We start from the raw sequence: 17,938 nt of genomic DNA on the forward strand, positions 1-17,938 counted from the left end.
CTATTCGGGCAGGCGGACCTTGGTCACGACGAACTGATCGCCCGGCGCCCGGATCACGTCGCACTGGACCTTGGCCTTGCGCTGGGCGCCGTCGGTGCCTATGTACTCGACATCGGCCACCACGCTGTAGGCGTCTTCGGCGACCTTGCGATAGGTACTGCCATCCCACTTGAAGTGGTCGGGATTCGGCAGCTTTTCCCGCACTGCTTTCCTGCAGGCCACCGGCGCCCCCGGGGCTTCGTCCTTGCCGCGCGGCCGCGGCATTTCGAGATCGGCTGCCAGCGCCGTACCGGCAGCCAGCAACAGGGCTGCCGCCGAAAGCGCCGCACGGATTCGGTGGGACAAGACGAAAGTCATGTGGATTTCCTGGACAGGTGGCAGCGCGACATTCTACGCGCCGGCGCCCCGCCCTGCTGCCATCAGGAAAACCATGCCGGCGGGCTCAGAAGCGCGCCGAGTACTGGAGCAGGAAGAAGTTGATGCCCGGGTTGGGCTCCTTGATGCCGGCGTTCGAATAATGCTGTAGGCGCAGCGCCAGCTCCGAGTCCAGCGCGTCGCCAAAGCGGTAGCCGACGGCCACGCGGTCGCCGAACTGGAATGCCGTGGAGAAGACCTTTTCATCGGAAAGGTGCGTGCGCGACAGGACATGCATGCCAACGCCGGCCTCGACAAAGACGCCACTGGATCCTGCGCCCTGCAGGCGAAGGATCGGGGTCACGCCAAGATCGCCTAAAGCATGGCCGCCGCCGCCATGCGGATTCCAGACGCCCGCCGACGCTTCCACACCGAGCCGCAAGCGCAACGACTGCGACGACGTGGCCCAGAGGTCTTGCTTCAGGTTCCAGCGGGCTTCCACCCGCGCCATGGCCGCGTCATTGCCAGCCCCCGCGGCCGCGCCCAGCCGCACGGGCTCGAACCACGACCCGGCATGGGACAAGCCGCTCGACAACGCGGCGGTCAGGGCGACGGCAACCAGCGCGAAACGGCGGCTGGGCAGGCAAGGCGATGCAAGGGGGCTAACCATGGCAGTGTGGCGGGATTGGGACGGGGGATCTGCGGCCGCATCGCGGCGAAGCGGATGCAATGGCCGTGACGCGGCATTATGCGGTTTTCACCACGCCCCCAGAAGCCTCGCCGGCTGCACACTGTGTTCCATTTTTGGAACAACGTGCCGGCTTCATGTACCGCCCTGGACCATGAAGGACGAAAAAAAGCCCTCGCGAGGAGGGCTGGAAATCGGGGGGTGTAGCAAGATGCCACGCCAGAGATTCTAGGGATGTGCCATCGCTGCAAAGCCTCGAATAGTTGTCGCTGTCCTGCCGTATTTAGGCGATTGTGCCCCTTCAGAAGGTCTGCCAGTCATCGTCATCCTGGACGGCACCTTCGGCTCGGGCCGCTCGTGGTGCAGCAGCCGCCTGGCGCGCAAGCGCCGGCGCATGGCTCCGGCTGGCCTCTGCCGCGCCCCTGGCGGTGGCTGGCGGCACGCGCGGCACATGGCCTGCCATGGCCCCGCCCCCGCCCGCCCCGGCAAGCCGGAACACGGAAACGGCATCGGCCATGGCATTGGCCTGCTCTTCCAGCGATTGCGCGGCGGCCGCCGACTGCTCCACCAGCGCGGCGTTCTGCTGGGTACCCGTGTCGATCTGGCTGATGGCCACGTGCACCTGCTCCACGCCCTGGCTCTGCTCGCCGGATGCCACGGAAATCTCGCCCATGATGTCCGAGACCTGCTGGATGGCGCGGATCACCTGCCCCACGGTGTGGCCGACTTCTGCGGCCTGCCGCGATCCGTCCTGGACCATGCCGGCAGAGGATTCGATCAGCTCCTTGATCTCCTTGGCCGCGGCCGACGAGCGCTGTGCCAGCGCGCGCACCTCGCCCGCCACCACGGCGAAACCGCGCCCCTGCTCGCCCGCTCGCGCGGCTTCCACCGCGGCATTCAGCGCCAGGATATTGGTCTGGAACGCGATGCCTTCGATCAGCGTGGTGATGTCCGAAATCCGGTCGGAACTGCCGCTGATGCGAGCCATGGTCTGCACCATGGCCTGCACCGCCGTATTGCCGGCATGCGCCAGGTCCCGGGCATTGCCGGCCAGCGTATTGGCCTGGGCCGCGTTGTCGGCGTTCATGCGGACCGTCTGCGAAATTTCCATCATGCTGGCCGCGGTTTCCTGCAGCGAAGCCGCTTGCTGCTCCGTGCGCGCCGACAGGTCCATATTGCCGCTGGAGATTTCGCGCGAGGCCACGCGCACGGCTTCGCTCGACACCTGGATGCCGCGCACGGTTTGCGCGAGCTGGCGGCTCATGCGCGCCATCGCATCCAGCAACAGTCCGAACTCGTCGCGCGAACGGATCTCGATCCGCTGGTCGAGGTGTCCCGCGGCAATCTCGTCGGCGATTTCCACGGAACGGCGCAGTTGCCGCGTGATCGTTCGCTGGAGCAGGTAGGACGCCGCCACCGTTACCAGCAGGCCGAGCGCGATCAACACGCCCGTGGTCCAAAGCGCCGTATGCGATTGGGCAAGACTGCTGCGGTTATAGTCCGCGGCCTGTTCGAGATTGACCCCCACGCTGCGCGTGATCAGCTCGCCGACCTTGTCGCCGGCCGCGCCGAGTTCGTTGTCCTGCAGGCGGGCCGCCGCGGCGGCGTCGCCGCTTTCGCGCAGGCGCACCTCCTGCGCGACCAGATCCGCGAAACGGCCCAGCGCGGCGTCGAGCGCGTCGGCGACGTGTCGCTCGTCCCCGGACGTGACCCGGGCGGGATAGTAATCCTGCCAGCCCTTCTGCATCTTCGTGCGATGCGCCTGGACCGACGCCATGTCTTCGCTGGTGGCGCCCTCGGATGTCGCGCGGATTTTCCACAGCAAGCGACGGATATGGAGTTGCGCCACGCGCACCTCCGCCAGCTGACCGATGGCCACGGTGTTCTGCTCGTAGGCGTTTTGCATGTTCCGGTTCAGGCTGGCGATGGTCTGCAGCGCGAACAGCCCGATGCCCAGCATCAGCGCAATACAGACGCCGAACACCAGGAGGATCCTGAACTTGATCGTATGGATAAACTGACTCATGGCGGATACTTGAATTGCCGGCTGGTTGAACCCCCGATACTCCCGGCCCGCCTGCGTGCGCGGGCACGGTGCGCGCCTTGGCGGACATTGCGCGGCGCGGTCTTTCGGGCCTTAACGGCAGCGGGTCGCCCGATGTAATGCCTGGCGCCAGGATCGTTGATGCACCGCAAAGGACAACCTTCCGCCCCCAAGATTCGAGTGTCGGCTAGCGAACAGTCTGGCATTGTCGCGGGCATCAAGATTCACGTTACCGTCGTCTGGCGCGCGCCGGGCGTTAGTGGCTCTCACGGAGGCCCGCCATGTTCAGGAAATCCATGCTGACCGGCAAGCTGCAGGCTTGCACGGAACACGCCGCGGAGCCGACCCACGAGTCAGCGGCGCCGGACGCCGTTCCCGACCAGTTTTCGCGCAGCCTGAAGACCCAGGGCGATGCCATGGTGCAGTACGGCGCGCGCCTGCTGGTGCTGCGCGAGTTCCTGGCCGCACTGTGCGCGGGCATGCCGGCGGAACGCCGCGACGGCGTGGAAAGCGCCTTCCGCAGGCGCGTCGACGACCTGCTGTGCATGACCGACGACCGCCAGTTGCCCGAGACCTTCCACACCACGCTGCTGGCCGAGGTCAACTACTACCTGGGCGAGCTGAAGCGGCGCTGACGGGGAGCCACGCGGGATCATCCGGCGCTCCGGATGGTCCGCATCGTGCGCGTACCAGGCCGTCCCACGCATCCCCCTGTTCCCATCCCCCTTTGGAACCGTGGCGATTGGCCGCCTGCACGGCGGCCGCATCAGTGCTAACCTGCCGCCCACTACAAGCCGCCTGCATCCAGCCCCGGATGTAAAGGTGGCGCCGGCGCCATGTCGAACGGGCGCCGGACACACCAGAACCGGCACCCGCTGCCGCCCAGCTGAAGATCGCCATGACCGTCCAATCCGAAACCGGCGGGGCCACCGCATCGGGCACGCGCCCGATCGAGCCGCCGCAGTCCGTCCCCGCCTGGGTGATACCGCTGCTCGCCGCCGCCTGCGGCATCACCGTCGCCAACCTGTACTTCGCCCAGCCGCTGGTGGGGCCGATTGCGACTGCGCTTCGGCTGTCGCCCGGCTCGGCCGGACTGATCGTCACGCTGGTCCAGGCCGGCTACTGCCTCGGGCTGCTGTTGCTGGTGCCGTTGGCCGACCTGGTGGAAAACCGCCGCCTGGTATGCCGGCTGCTGGCCGGCAATGCCGTGGCGCTAGCCGCTGCGGCCTATGCTTCGCATGCGCTTACCTTCCTGCTGGCGGCCTGGCTGATCGGGCTTTGCTCCGTGGCCGTGCAGGTGCTGGTGCCGTTTGCCGCCCACCTTGCGCCCGACCATGCGCGCGGACGCGCGGTGGGCAATGTCACGAGCGGCCTGCTGCTGGGCATCATGCTGGCCCGCCCGATCGCCAGCATCGTGGCCGACCTCTGGGGCTGGCATGCCATCTTTGCCTTGTCGGCCGCGGTCATGGCGCTGTTGTCGTTCATCCTGTCGCGCCGCCTGCCCCAGCGCGCGCCGCCGCCGGGCGTGCACTACACCGAATTGCTGGCTTCCATGTGGCAACTGCTGCGCACGCAACCAGTCCTGCGCCGGCGCGCCGCGTACCAGGCCAGCATGTTTGGCGCTTTCAGCCTGTTCTGGACCACGGTGCCGCTCTACCTTTCCGGGCCAGGCTTCGGCCTGACGCAGCGCGGCATTGCGCTGTTCGCACTGGCCGGCGTGGCGGGTGCCATCGCCGCCCCCATCGCCGGGCGGCTGGCGGACCGCGGTCGCGGGCGGCGCATGACGGCCCTTGCCTTGCTGCTTGGCGCGGGATCGTTCCTGCTCGGGCTGGCCGGCACGCCTGGATCGATGTTTGCACTGGCCATGCTGACCGTCGCCGCCATCGTGCTGGACTTTGGTGTCTCGGCCAGCCTGGTGGTCAGCCAACGGGCAATTTTCTCGCTAAGCGCCGAGCACCGCGGCCGGCTGAACGGCGTGTTCATGGCCATGTTCTTCGTCGGCGGCGCGCTGGGCTCGGCAATTGGCGGCTGGGCGTATGCGCACGGCGGCTGGCCGCTGGCCAGTGGCATCGGTGTCGCGCTGCCGATCCTGGCCTTGCTGTACTTCGCCACCGAACGGCCCTGAACGGGCGCCTTCCGGGAATGACCTGACACTCCGTATTTGCCCGAATCAAAAGTCTCGCGCCGGCCTGCCGTTATTGTTCCTGCCTGACCGTCGTCCCCGGGCCAGGCAACCACTTCCCGGAAAGCCAGCCATGTCATTTGTCACCAAGAGCGTCGAGATCGAATATCGCCAGAAGGGCCGCAAGCCGGTCATCACCACCACGGAAGCCGTCGCGTTGTCCGAGCGCCATGCGGAGGACCCGAAGGCCATCCTGGCCACGCTGCGGCTGCTGCATCCGCAATGGGAAGACATCAAGGTGATTTCGGTGTCGTAACACACGGGCAAGCAGCCAAAGAAAAAGGCGCTTCGCGTAACCTGCGAAGCGCCTTTTTTCCGATCATCGCGACCGCATCACGGCATGACCGCGTCAGACCGGCACATCCCGGGTCGGGTCCGTCTTGCGGTCGTCGAACCAGCGGTACAACGTCGGCACCATCACCAGCGTCAGCAACGTCGACGTGATCAATCCGCCGATCACCACCACCGCCAGCGGGCGCTGCACTTCCGAGCCGGGGCCGGTCGAGAACAGGAACGGCACCAGGCCGAGCATGGCAATGGTCGCCGTCATCATCACCGGCCGGAAACGCTGGGTCGCGCCCTGCACCACCGCCTCATGCAAGGACAGTCCCGAATCGCGCAGCGTGCGGATGTACGACACCAGCACCACGCCATTGAGCACCGCCATGCCCCACAGCGCGATAAAGCCCACCGACGCCGGCACCGACAGGTATTCGCCGGTGACGAACAGCCCGATGATGCCGCCGATCGACGCGAACGGCAGCACCGTAATGATCAGCGTGGCAAAACGCAGCGAGTTGAACAGCAGGAACAGCAGGAAGAAGATCGCCGCGATGGTCACCGGCACGATGATCTTCAGGTGGCCCATGGCGCGTTCCATGTTCTGGAACTGGCCGCCCCACTCGAGGTAATAGCCTTCCGGCAGCTTGACCTTGGCGCCGGCGGCCTGCTGGAGTTCGGCCACGAAGCCGCCGAGGTCGCGATCCTTCACGTTGATCATCACCACCACGCGGCGCTTGGCCATTTCGCGGCTGATCTGCGCGGGGCCGTCGTTGACCTCGATCTTCGCCACGCTCTGCAGCGGCACCTGGATGCCGTTGGGCGTCGACACCAGCAACTGGCGGATCGCCTGCACATTGCCACGGAATTCCTCGGGCAGGCGCACGGCCGCGGCAAAGCGGCGTTCGCCTTCGAAGATGTCCGTGGCGCGCTTGCCGCCGATCGAGATCTCGATGATGTCGTGGATGTCCGACACATTGAGCCCGTAGCGCGCAATCGCCTGGCGGTCGATCTCGATCGACAGGTACTGCTGCCCCGACACGCGCTCGATGCGGATGTCCTGCGATCCCTGAATGCCGCCGGCGACCCGCGCGATCTCGCCCGCGAGTTCGCGCAGCTTGTCGAGGTCGTCGCCGAACACCTTCACCGCCACGTCCGAACGCACGCCGCTGACCATCTCGTCGACGCGGTCCGAAATCGGCTGCGCCATCACGATCTGCACGCCAGGGATGGCCTTGAGCTTCTCGCGGATGGCGTTGGCGATGTCATCCTGCGTCCAGCCATCGGGCCACTCGTCGCGGTCCTTGAGGCTGGCGATCGGCGTCGATTCGTTCTGGCCCTGCGGGTCGGCCGGGCTTTCGCCGCGGCCCACGCCCGACACCACCGACTTCACGCCGGGCACGCTCAGCACCAGCTTGTTGGCCTCTTTCTCCAGCTTGATCGACTCTTCCAGCGAGATATTCGGCACGCGGTCGATGGCCGGCACGATCGAGCCTTCCTTCATTTCCGGGATGAAGGACGTGCCCAGCAGCGGCACGATGGCCAGCGTCAGCATAAAGGCACCTACTGCGCCAATCACCGTCTTGCGGCTGTTGCTCAGCGCCCAGTGCAGCATGCGCAGGTAGTGCCGCTTCATGAAGGCGATGAGCTTCGTGTCATGCTCCGCGCCGCCCTTGAGCAGGTACGAACTCAGCACCGGCGACAACGTCAGCGACAGGAACAGCGAGATCGCCAGCGCGATCGAGATCGTGAACGCCAGCGGCGCGAACATCTTGCCTTCCATGCCCGACAGCGTCATCAGCGGCAGGAACACCAGGATGATGATGCCCACGCCGACGATCACGGGCGTGGCCACTTCCTGCACGGCCTTCACCAGGATCTGCGTCTTGGTCAGCCCCGGCTCCTTGTGGCCCAGCCGCTCGAACGCGTTCTCGACCACCACCACCGAGCCGTCCACCATCAGGCCGATCGCGATGGCGAGCCCCCCCAGCGACATCAAATTGGCCGAAAGCCCCATCCGGTTCATGACGATGAAGGTCAGCAACGGCGTCAACACCAGCGTGGCGAGCACGATGACCGACGACCGCACGTCCCCGAGGAACAGGAACAGCACGATCACGACCAGCACCACGCCTTCCAGCAGCACCTTGGTCACCGTCCACAGCGCGGCATCGACCAGTTCGCTGCGGTCGTAGTACGGCACGATCTGCAGCTTGCCGGGCAGCATGCCCTTGGCGTTGATCTCCGCGACGCGCGCCTTCACGCGGCTGACCACTTCCTTGGCATTGCCGCCACGCATCATCATGACGATGCCGCCGACCGCCTCGGTCTGGCCGTTCTTCACGAGCGCGCCCTGGCGCACCTCATGGCCGATGGTGACGGTGGCGACGTCGCGCAGGTAGACCGGCGTGCCGGCGACTTCCTTCAGCACGATGCTGCCAAGATCGTCCACGCCCTTGGCCAAACCCACGCCGCGGATCAGGTACTGCTCGGCGTAGTGCGGCAGCACGCCGCCACCGGAGTTCGCGTTGTTGCGAGCCAGAGCCTGGTAGACCTGCTGGATCGAGACATCGTAGTGGCGCATGCGCTCCGGGTTGACCAGCGCCTGGTACTGGCGCACGTAGCCGCCCTGCGAGTTGATCTCCGCCACGCCGGGGATCGACCGCAGCAGCGGGCGCACCACCCAGTCCTGCGCGATGCGGCGCTCGGCCAGTTCTTCCTGCGTCAGCTCGCGGTTGCCGTCGTCGGACCGGTCCAGCGTGTACTGGTAGACCTCGCCAAGGCCGGTCGAGACCGGCCCGAGCACCGGCGTCACGCCTTCGGGCATGCGCCCGGATACCTCGATCAGGCGCTCCATGACGAGCTGCCGCGCGAAGTAGACGTCCGTGGCATCGGTAAACACGAGCGTGATCAGCGACAGGCCGGCCTTGTTCAGCGAGCGCATCTCTTCCAGCCCGGGCAGGCCGGTCATGGCCATCTCCACCGGCACTGTGACAAAGCGCTCCACCTCTTCGGGCGAACGCCCCGTCGCTTCGGTGGCGATCTGCACCTGCACGTTGGTCACGTCCGGGAACGCGTCGACCGACAGCCTGGTGGCCGCGCGCAGGCCAAAAAAGAACAGCACCACGGCCAGCACGCATACCACCAGCCGCTGCTTGATGGCCGCTTCAACTAGGGATTTCATCATGGTGCTCAGCCCTGTTCGAGACGCTTGCGCTCGTTGTCGAGATGGAATGCGCCATCCACCACGACACGGTCGCCGGCCTTGACGCCATTGAGCACCACGCGCATGCCGTCGCTCTCCGCGCCCAGCTTGACGCGCGTCTGGCGGAACTGTCCGTCCGCCATCTCGACGTAGACCAGTTCGTCATTGCCTTCGCGTACCACCGCCGACGCCGGCACCACCAGTTGATCGACCGGCTTGCTTGCGATCAGCATGCTGGCGAGCATGGCCGGCTTAAGACGACCCTCGCGATTGTCGAGTTCCGTGCGGACCAGCACCGTGCGCGATTGCGGATTCACCGTGCGGCCCACATAGATCAGCTTGCCCGTAATGGTCTGTGCGCCCTTGCCGTTGGCCAGTGACGGCACCTCGATCTCCACGCTCTGCCCTTCGGCCACCTGCGCGGCCTGCTGCTCGGGCACTTCGGCCACCACCCACACGCGCGACAGGTCCGCCACGGTGTAGAGCGCATCGGCCGGCTGCACGACCTGGCCCTGCGCCACGTTGCGTTCCACCACCGTGCCGCTGATGCTCGAATACACAGGGGAATGCGAGTTGATGCTGCCGTTCTTGGCCAGCTCGGCAATGCTCGCCGGCGACATGCCCAGCACGCGCAGCTGGTCGCGGTAAGCGCGCATCTCGGCCGAGGCAATCGACAGCTCGCTCTGGCGGCGCTGCAGTTCACCGCGGCCAATCACGTCGGCGGCATACAGTTGCTGGGCGCGCTCGGCATTGCGGGCCTGCAGTTCGTGCTGCGCCTCGCTCTTCAGGAAGGCCATCTGCGCGGCGCCCAGTTCGGTGCTGTGCAGGCGGGCCAGCACCTGGCCGGCCTTGACCTCCTCGCCCAGGGCTGCGTACAGGTCGGTCACGCGCCCCGTCACGCTGGCGCCGACGCGGGACACGCGCTGCTCGTCGAAATCGATGCGGCCGGCCACGCGCAGCATCTCGCTGAACGGGGACGTGGCAAGGGGCGCCACCTTCAGCGTCTTCATCAGGTTGGCTTCGGGCTTGACCACGCCGGGTGGCAGCCTGGGCGCCTCGGTGGCCTGCACAGGCTCCTTCGAGCAGCCCGCCAGGGCAAACACCATGACGGCGACGGCCGTCAGCGAAAGCAGGGAATTGGGACGCATGGTTATCGGTTCTGGATGGTGGAGGACGGCTGGCCCGCGGGCGTGGTGCCCGGCGCCGTCGACATGAGCTTTTCGATCTGGATGGCGGCGACCTGCAGGTCGAACTGGGCGGCGATCAGGTCATTGCGCGCGCCGCGCAGCACGCGCTGCGCGTCCAGGTAGTCGAGAATGCCGCGCTCGCCGAAGCGGTACGCCGACTCGGCCACGTTGAGCGCGGACTCGGCCTCGCGCACGATGCCGGACTCCAGCGCGGTCACCTGCGACTGGGTGATCTCGTACTGGCGGTAGGCGGTCTCCAGTTCCTGCGCCAGCTCGAATTCGCGCGCTTCCAGCGCGCTGCGGGCCTGCGTGGCCTGGGCCGTGGCCTCGCCCACCGGACCGCTGCGGCGGTCCCACAGAGGAATGGTCAGCACCAGGCCGATCTGCGAGACGTTGTTGTCCGGCTGACGGTCCGTACTCGCGCGCACGGCCACTTCCGGCCAGCGCAGCGAACGCTGGTAATCGACGCCCAGGCGCGCGCGCTCCAGTTCCATGCGGCGCTGGTTCAGTTCGGCATTGCTCGCGCTCAGGGTGCCGCGCAGCTGCGGCAGGGGCGGCACCTCGGGCGCGTGGCCCAGGTTGCCGTCCAGCCCGAACTGAGCGGGCATCGCGCCGCCAACCTGCTGGCGCAGCGCGGCCTTGGCCTGGTTCACGCGCAGCTCGGCGGTCTGCTGGCTCTTCTGCGCGGCCAGCAGTTCGGTTTCGGCCTTGATCAGTTCATAGCGCGGCGCCTCGCCCACCTCCACGCGCAAGCGCGCGCGCGAATGGATCTGGCGCGTCATGGCCAGGTCTTCGGAAGCGGCCTGCAGCTCGCTCTCGCGGCGCAGCACTTCGAAGTAGGCCGTCTTCACGCGCGCGGCAAGCTCGGCGCGGAATCCCTGGCGCAGCGCCTGCGATGCTTCCAGGCCGCGCGAGGCCATGTCCTCGCGCAGGCTGCGCTGGTGCGGGTAGTCCAGCTTCTGGGTGATGGCGTAGGTCGGCGCATTGCCGCTGGTAACGCCAGGCTGCTTGCCTTGCAGGCGGCCATACATCACCTCGACCTGCGGGTTCGGATAGGCGCGTGCGCTGGTGATGGCGGCATTGGCGGCATCGACGTTGGCCTGCGCGGCCTCGACGCCCTTGTTGGTGGATTGCGCCATGCCCAGCAGATCGTTCAGGCCGTAGGACGGGCCGGCGGGGACGGCGGACGGCGCGGGCGCGGGGTTGCTGGCGGCGAGGACGACGGCGGCCGGCGGGCGCAGGTCGTCGCTGGCCTGCGCCGGCGCGGCGGCGAACGCCACCAGCGACAGCGACGCGATCAGGGTCAGCTTGGTGTTTGTCATTGAGTCTGGAAAGCAAGCGATACGGCTGCCCGCGCCACGCCGCGACCCCGCCCTCGCGCACGCAATGCGAAAAAGGCGGACGACCGCAACGGATTCAGCCGGCTAGCGCGAAGGCGCGCCGGGAGTTCTGGCCAGGCAATGGGGCGCACCCCGGACGCGGCAATGCCGCGCGCCGGAGGCGAACAGGATCAGGCGAGGGAAATCGGCGGCTTGAAGAAAGCCGTGGCGGGCGGCGCGGTGCGCCCGGAGGGTGCCTGCCAGAAATCTTCCGCGGGCAGCACAAGCTTCGCGGTGGGCAGGTCAAACAAGGCGCTGGACTCTTCGATCTCGTCCAGCAGATCAAGCGGGTCGAGCAGATCGGCCGACCAGATATTGCAGTAGCCCGGTGGCGGGTCGTCGATGGCGTCTTCGTCGTGCAGGCCGTCATCGCCGGGGGCGATCACCCGACCCATCTCGTCGACGGATGGCAAGGCCGCAACTTCGGTGACCTTGTCGGGCACGGCGGCAGCCTGGACGGCTACCGACGCGACATTCCCCTGCAAATCCGCGTGCGCATGCGCCGCCGCTCCAAAAGAGAGCAGCGACAGGCACATGGCAGTCAGCAGCAGGAACAGAAATCGCATGGTCGGGGGCGTTCAGCAGGGCTTGATACGGCACTTCACGGAGGAAGCGCCAGCCGTGCTGCGGTACAACATTGTAACTGAACGATTACGATGGACCGGGAATGGGCCGGTTCGTTCCCTTGGAACAGGTGACGAGGGCCCCGGGGCGAAAGCGTATGGAAGACACGGAGGCCTTAAAGGTCGAAACCGTAGAGCGCCGCTGCATTCCGCCAGCGTAGCGTTTCAGCGGCACCGCAGTCATTGGATGCCTCGCCGCCGGCACCGGGCTCCGACGGCCAGTCGAACAACGCCGCGCATTCCTCCGCGCGCGCAGCGGATTCATGGTTGGTCCACGGCCAGTCACTGCCCAGCAACAGCCGGTCATGCCCCACCGTCCCGCCCCATGCCTTCGCCAGCGAACGCCAGTCCGTTCCAGGCGGCAGCCGGTACGGAGCGCTCAGCTTCACCCATACCTGCCGGCGCGCCAGCACCTGTGTCGTCACAGCGAAAACGCCGTCGCGGAGACCGTCTTCACCGGGCCTGCCGAAGTGATCCAGCACCACCGGTGCGCGGCAATCCCCGAGCGCGGCGTCGAGTTCGGCCAGCATCGCGCCGCCCTGCCCGTTCGCGGTATGCAACTCCACATGCCAGCCCAGTGCCGCCACCCGCGCGAACAGCGCGCGCCACGGCGCCGTGCCGATGCGTGCCCAGTCCGGGTCATCGAAAAGATTGAGCCGGATGCCACGTACGCCTGCCGCGCGCATGTCAGCCAGCGCTTCGTCCGAGACCGACGGGTCCACCACGGCCACGCCGCGCAGCCGATCCAAGCGCGCGCGCAGTGCCGCGAGCAGTACGGAGTTGTCCGTGCCAAGGAAACTGGTCTGCACGACCACGCCATAGGCATCTCCCATCGGGGCGAGCAGTTGCTGCCAGTCTTCGATGCGCGCGGCATAAGCGGGCCGATAGCGCGCGGACGGCGTGCCGGCCCCGGCATCGAACAGGTGAAAGTGGCAATCCACCAGCGGCATCGCATTACGCATCATCGTCACCCATTCCTTGCCTGCGGGTAAGCCCTTATATGGCAACAGGCGACCCACGGCTAATCTAGTCCTCTAGAGGACATCAATCTAACACGGACGCCAGATGCAAGACAACGACTCGCTGCACAGTGCCGCGACCGCCCCGGGGGTCAGCCGCTATGGCCGGATTGCGGCGCAGCTGCAGCGCAAGATCGTCGACGGCGACTGGCAGCCCGGCGCGGCGATTCCGGCGGAAAGCACGCTTGCCGCCGAATTCGGCACGGCGCTGGGCACCATCCGGCAAGCCATTGCCGTCCTGGTGCAGGAAGGGCTGCTGGAACGCGTACAGGGCAAAGGCACCTTCGTGCGCAACGGGCTCACTGGCGCAAGCATGATGCGCTTCTTCCGCTTCCGCGCAGACACGGGGGCGCCGGGCGTGGCGATTCCCCGGTCCGAAATCCTGTCGTGCCGCGCGGCGCGGCTGGACAAGAGCATGGCCGCCCTGTTCGGGCTCGATGCCGGCGCGCGCGGCCTGGCGATCTCGCGGCGGCGCTGGCTCGATGACAAGCCGCGCCTGCTGGAATCGATATGGCTGCCGCTGCCGCGGTGCGAGCCATTGCAGCGCCTGCCCAAAGCCGAATGGGGCGACCTGCTCTATCCGCTGCTGGGCTCGCAATGCGGCGTCACCATCCATCGCGCCGTCGACGAGGTGACCTTCTGCACGCTGGATACCGGAGAGGCTGACCTGCTGGACTTGCCGCATGGCCATCCGTGCGCGCTGGTGACGCGACGCGCCTATGACTTGCAGGGCAACTGTGCCGAGTACCGGCTGACAAGGGGCGATGCCCACGCCTTCCGCTACCAGGCGGACATCCGGTGACCCATGAAGAAAGCACTTCCATTGATGTGGAGACCAGTTTGAAGCCTTCGACAACACGCATTGCAGCCGCCGTGGCGGCCGGACTGCTGCTGAGTCCTGCCCTCGCGCAAGCCACCGAATCGGCCGCGCAGTGGCCGACCCGGCCCATCACCATAGTCGTGACCTATCCGCCCGGCGGCGGCGCCGACCTGATGGCACGACTGATCGCGCCCGGGCTCGGGCGTGAACTGGGCCAGTCCGTCATCGTGGAAAACCGGCCCGGCGCCGGCGGGCAGATCGGCGCGTCCTACGTCGCCAAGGCCGCGCCCGACGGCTACACGCTGATGGTCGATGCGTCTTCCTACGCGGTGAACCCGAGCCTGTATCCGCGCCTGCCCTATGACCCCGCCAAGGCCTTCACGGCGATTGGCGTGCTGGCGCGCTATCCCAATGTGCTGGTTGCCACGCCGGGATTCCCCGCGTACTCGGTCAAGGATGTCCTGGCCATGGCCAAACAGAAGCCTGGCACGGTGGCCTTCGCCTCGTCGGGCAACGGCTCGGCCCAGCACCTGTCCGGCGTGCTGTTCGAGCAGCGCGCCGGCGTGGACCTGCTGCACGTCCCTTACAAGGGTGGTGGCCCGGCCATGACGGATGTCATCGCCGGCCAGGTGCCGCTGTTCTTCGCCAACGTGGCATCGAGCCTGCAGCACATCAAGGCTGGCAAGCTCAGGCCGCTTGCGGTGACCAGCCACACGCGCACGGCGGCGCTGCCGTCGGTGCCGACCATGGAGGAAGCCGGCGTGGCCGGCTACGAAGTCTATGAGTGGAATGCCGCGTTCGTCCCGGCCGGTACGCCCCAGCCCATTACCGGCAAGCTGTCCGAGGCGCTGCAGAAAGTCATGAACAGCCCTGACGTGCGCAAGCGCATCGCGGAGCTGGGCGGCGAGGTCGTGGCGGCGCCGCCCGCGGAAGCTGCCCGCTATATCGACAACCAGACCCGCCTGTGGGCCAAGGTCATCAAGGACGGCAACGTCAAGCCCGAATGAGGTGAGCGCCGCTCACCCGCTGCACGCCCTGTCATCAGGAATTCCCGGAGAAATGTATGACCCAGTTTGACCCTGTCCGCCGCGACGTACTGAAGCTTGCCGCCGCGCTGGGCGCCGGCGCCCTTGCGCCTTCGCTTGTCCGGGCGCAGGCGTGGCCCGCCAAGCCCATCCGCCTGGTGGTGCCGTTCGCGCCGGGCGGCAGCTCGGAGATCGTGGCCCGCTCGACCGCCGCTGAACTGACCCGCCTGCTCGGCGTGTCGGTGTTCGTGGAGAACAAGCCCGGCGGCGCGGGCAACGTCGCCATGGGAGAAGTGGCGCGCGCCGACGATCAGCACACGCTGATCCTCGGCCATATCGGCACTCTCGCGGTAAATCCCTATATCTTCGCCAAGCTGCCCTACGACCCGAACAAGGATTTCCGTCCGGTGTCGCTGCTGTCCAAGGTGCCGAGCCTGTACGTGATCCATCCAGACGTACCGGCGAAGAACCTGAAGGAGTTCATTGCACTGGCCAAGAGCAAGCCTGGCAAGCTCAACTATGGTTCGGCCGGCAATGGCAGCGCGGGGCATCTTGCCTTCGAGTACCTGAAGGCTGCCAGCGGCACCTTCATTACCCATGTGCCCTACCGCGGCAGTGGTCCGCAGATTACCGACCTGCTGTCCGGCAGGCTTGACGCGGCAGCCGTGGGCGCGCCAGCCATCCTGCCGTTCATCAAGGCGGGCAAGCTGCGCTGCATCGCCACGGGCACGACGCAGCGCATTCCACAGCTGCCTGATGTCGGAACCGTCGCGGAGCAGGGTTATCCAGGCTTCGAGATGACGCAGTGGTACGGTCTTCTGGCCCCGGCAAGCCTGCCGCAGCCGGCCACGGACAAGCTCGCCGACGCCGCGGCCAAGGCGGTGAAGAGCCCGGCGTCAATGCAGCGTCTTAGCGCCGATGCCGCGCTGGTGGTGGGCAGCACGCCGCAGGAATTCGCGCATTTCATCGCGCAGGAACAGCAGCGGTGGAAGCCGATTATTGCGCGGGCGCAGATTAAGCCGGATTGAACCGGGGCGGGGACATCGCATGCGGCGATGCTCCGCCAATCCCCCCCTGAAAAAAATCCGGTTCGCGGCGGAATAAACCCGCCCCCTCCTGCGTCTACTCAGGCATGAGTCCCTTCCCGGACCGCCTGAACCACGAGGAACCATGGCACTCCCGCCCCGCTTACCGCGATCCCCCGCCCCTGCCTGGGCCATCCTGGCATTGACGGCAGCCTTTCTGCTTCCTGCCGCCGCCAATGCCCAGTCCACCACCGACCAGCAGAAGTTCGCCGCCGAAAACGAGGCCGCCATGACGCGGATGATGGACGGCATGGCCGTGCCGCCCAGCGGCAATATCGACCAGGATTTTGCCGCGATGATGATCCCGCATCACCAGGGCGCCATCGACATGGCCATGGCCGAGCTGCGCTACGGGCGCAATGAACAGCTGCGCCGCATTGCGCAGGAAATCGTCGTCGAGCAGTTGCAGGAGATCGCCGCGATGCGGCTCGCGCTCGGCCAGCCGCTGCCACCCTCCGCCCCCGCACCGACCCAGCCCGCCAGCACCGACGCGCCGCCTCAAGCGGCCGGGCACAGCCACGCCACGCACGCCCACTGACAAGAAGACCAAGCCATGAAACGGAACTCCGCCAAGATCGTCAAAGCCGCCCTTTCCCTCACGCTGCTGCTCGGCCTGCCAGGCGTCACACTGGCCGGCCAGGCCCCCGGCCCGCTGAGTGCGCCCGACGTGCCCGTCAGCCATCGCGACCGCATCTACGCGGCGGAGCAGTTCTCCAACACCGTGTCGGTCACCGACCCGGCCGACAACAAGCTGCTCGGCGTGATTCGCCTGGGCGATCCGACACCGGGCAACCTCAGCCCGCTCTACCGCGGCCAGTTGCTCGTGCATGGCCTGGGCTTCTCGCCAGACGGGCGCACGCTGGCGGTGGTGTCGATCGGCTCCAACTCGGTGTCGTTCATCGACACGGCGACCAATGCCGTCAAGCACGTGACCTACGTGGGACGTTCGCCGCATGAGGCCTTCTATACCCCCAACGGAAAAGAAGTGTGGGTGACGGTGCGCGGCGAGAACTACATTTCGGTCATCGACGCCGAAACTTTCGCGGAGAAGACCCGCATCACCGTCGCGGCGGGCCCTGGCATGCAGATCTTCTCGCCGGACGGCAAGTACGGCTACATCTGCTCGTCGTTCAACCCGGAAGTCGCGGTGGTCACCGTGGCCGATCACAAGGTCGTCGCGCGCGTGAAGCAGGACAGCCCGTTCTGCCCGAACATCGCCGCCACGCCGGATGGCAAGCAGGTCTGGTTCACGCTCAAGGATATCGGCAAGACCCAGGTGTTCGACGCCCGCCCGCCCTTCGGCCTGCTCAAGACCCTTGAGACCGGCGCGATCACCAACCACGTGAACTTCGCGCACACCGCGGCAGGCACGTTCGCCTACGTCACCATCGGCGGGCTGAACCAGGTCAAGGTGTTCCGCACGGACGACTTCAGCCCGGTCGCGACCATCCCCGTGGGCGCCTTGCCGCATGGCCTGTGGCCGTCCGGCGACGGCACCCGCATCTACGTGGGCCTGGAGAACGCGGACAGCCTCGCGGCCATCGATACGGCCACCAATCAGGTCGTGGCCAACGTGCCCGTTGGCCAGGCCCCACAGGCCATCGCCTACGTTCCCCGTGCCGTGCCGGAGGGCGCAGGCACCCAAGGGCTGCAGCCGCTTGGCGCGGCGGGACAGACCACGCAGCTGAAGATGGTCGCGCTGGCCAATGGCAAGCCGGTCGCCGGCGACAGCGCCCCAACCACCGTGACACTGTTCGACCAGGGCCTGCTGCAGGTGCTGCAAGCCTCCGCAACGGGGTTGCAACCGAAGCAGGCGTATGTGCTCGCACTGGCTGGCCAGGCCGATGGCACCGGGCCGCTGGAACCGTTGGCGAACTTCACGGCGAATCCCGCCGGCGGGGCCATCGTCAACGCGATCGGACCGATCCGTCAGTTCGTACAGGGCATTGCCGGCAGCGACGCGCGGCGCTATCTTGTGATCGCGCCGGCCGTCAATGGCAAGCCTGCGGCACCCGTGCAAGTGCAGGCGATGTAGGCGTGGCCACGTT

At 67.0% G+C, this 17,938-nt stretch carries 16 protein-coding genes; 8 read left to right on the forward strand and 8 right to left on the reverse strand.

Features of this window, described 5'->3' with window-relative positions:
* The 3 genes from ACIGJC_RS23955 to ACIGJC_RS23965 form a co-directional block, all read right to left on the reverse strand.
* Entirely contained in the window at positions 1-357 is a 357-nt protein-coding gene (locus ACIGJC_RS23955) for a DUF2880 domain-containing protein (protein WP_483711891.1), read from the reverse strand.
* A gap of 85 nt (positions 358-442) precedes the next feature.
* Positions 443-1,024 carry an acyloxyacyl hydrolase gene (locus tag ACIGJC_RS23960; protein WP_483711892.1) on the reverse strand — a complete coding sequence of 194 codons (582 nt, stop codon included), beginning with the start codon at positions 1,022-1,024 and terminating at the stop codon, positions 443-445.
* A 319-nt stretch (positions 1,025-1,343) separates the two neighbouring features.
* Positions 1,344-3,068: a methyl-accepting chemotaxis protein gene (locus tag ACIGJC_RS23965; RefSeq protein ID WP_483711893.1), complete on the reverse strand. Its 1,725-nt coding sequence runs from the start codon at positions 3,066-3,068 to the stop codon at positions 1,344-1,346.
* A 299-nt stretch (positions 3,069-3,367) separates the two neighbouring features.
* Between ACIGJC_RS23965 and ACIGJC_RS23970 the strand changes: the two genes are divergently transcribed.
* The 3 genes from ACIGJC_RS23970 to ACIGJC_RS23980 all read left to right on the forward strand — a co-directional run bounded on the left by ACIGJC_RS23970 (position 3,368) and on the right by ACIGJC_RS23980 (position 5,524).
* On the forward strand, positions 3,368-3,721 hold the full coding sequence (locus ACIGJC_RS23970; protein WP_483711894.1) for a hypothetical protein: 354 nt from the start codon (positions 3,368-3,370) through the stop codon (positions 3,719-3,721).
* Between the two features lie 263 nt (positions 3,722-3,984).
* Positions 3,985-5,211 carry an MFS transporter gene (locus ACIGJC_RS23975; protein ID WP_483711895.1) on the forward strand — a complete coding sequence of 409 codons (1,227 nt, stop codon included), beginning with the start codon at positions 3,985-3,987 and terminating at the stop codon, positions 5,209-5,211.
* A 130-nt stretch (positions 5,212-5,341) separates the two neighbouring features.
* Positions 5,342-5,524 carry a hypothetical protein gene (locus ACIGJC_RS23980; RefSeq protein WP_483711896.1) on the forward strand — a complete coding sequence of 61 codons (183 nt, stop codon included), beginning with the start codon at positions 5,342-5,344 and terminating at the stop codon, positions 5,522-5,524.
* Between the two features lie 93 nt (positions 5,525-5,617).
* Here the strand turns inward: ACIGJC_RS23980 and ACIGJC_RS23985 are convergent, their stop codons facing one another.
* From ACIGJC_RS23985 to ACIGJC_RS24005, 5 genes are all read right to left on the reverse strand, one after another.
* Positions 5,618-8,734 (reverse strand): efflux RND transporter permease subunit, encoded by a 3,117-nt coding sequence (locus tag ACIGJC_RS23985; protein ID WP_483711897.1) that lies wholly within the window; start codon positions 8,732-8,734, stop codon positions 5,618-5,620.
* A 5-nt stretch (positions 8,735-8,739) separates the two neighbouring features.
* Positions 8,740-9,900, reverse strand: coding sequence for an efflux RND transporter periplasmic adaptor subunit (locus ACIGJC_RS23990; RefSeq protein WP_483711898.1), 1,161 nt, complete (start codon positions 9,898-9,900; stop codon positions 8,740-8,742).
* Between the two features lie 2 nt (positions 9,901-9,902).
* A complete protein-coding gene (locus tag ACIGJC_RS23995; RefSeq protein WP_483711899.1) occupies positions 9,903-11,261 on the reverse strand; it encodes a TolC family protein in 1,359 nt (452 codons plus the stop codon).
* Between the two features lie 188 nt (positions 11,262-11,449).
* Positions 11,450-11,884, reverse strand: coding sequence for a cobalt-zinc-cadmium resistance protein (locus tag ACIGJC_RS24000; RefSeq protein ID WP_483711900.1), 435 nt, complete (start codon positions 11,882-11,884; stop codon positions 11,450-11,452).
* Between the two features lie 173 nt (positions 11,885-12,057).
* Entirely contained in the window at positions 12,058-12,906 is an 849-nt protein-coding gene (locus ACIGJC_RS24005) for an amidohydrolase family protein (protein WP_483711901.1), read from the reverse strand.
* A 100-nt stretch (positions 12,907-13,006) separates the two neighbouring features.
* Between ACIGJC_RS24005 and ACIGJC_RS24010 the strand changes: the two genes are divergently transcribed.
* The 5 genes from ACIGJC_RS24010 to ACIGJC_RS24030 all read left to right on the forward strand — a co-directional run bounded on the left by ACIGJC_RS24010 (position 13,007) and on the right by ACIGJC_RS24030 (position 17,925).
* Complete coding sequence (locus ACIGJC_RS24010; RefSeq protein ID WP_483711902.1) at positions 13,007-13,762, forward strand: GntR family transcriptional regulator; 756 nt, start codon at positions 13,007-13,009, stop codon at positions 13,760-13,762.
* A gap of 38 nt (positions 13,763-13,800) precedes the next feature.
* Positions 13,801-14,787 carry a tripartite tricarboxylate transporter substrate binding protein gene (locus ACIGJC_RS24015; protein ID WP_483711903.1) on the forward strand — a complete coding sequence of 329 codons (987 nt, stop codon included), beginning with the start codon at positions 13,801-13,803 and terminating at the stop codon, positions 14,785-14,787.
* A gap of 56 nt (positions 14,788-14,843) precedes the next feature.
* Complete coding sequence (locus ACIGJC_RS24020; RefSeq protein ID WP_483711904.1) at positions 14,844-15,833, forward strand: Bug family tripartite tricarboxylate transporter substrate binding protein; 990 nt, start codon at positions 14,844-14,846, stop codon at positions 15,831-15,833.
* A 142-nt stretch (positions 15,834-15,975) separates the two neighbouring features.
* Positions 15,976-16,428: a DUF305 domain-containing protein gene (locus ACIGJC_RS24025; protein ID WP_483711905.1), complete on the forward strand. Its 453-nt coding sequence runs from the start codon at positions 15,976-15,978 to the stop codon at positions 16,426-16,428.
* Between the two features lie 15 nt (positions 16,429-16,443).
* Entirely contained in the window at positions 16,444-17,925 is a 1,482-nt protein-coding gene (locus ACIGJC_RS24030) for a YncE family protein (RefSeq protein ID WP_483711906.1), read from the forward strand.
* Positions 17,926-17,938 lie beyond the last annotated feature (13 nt).

The organism is Cupriavidus sp. C3SS-1 (genome assembly GCF_057073755.1).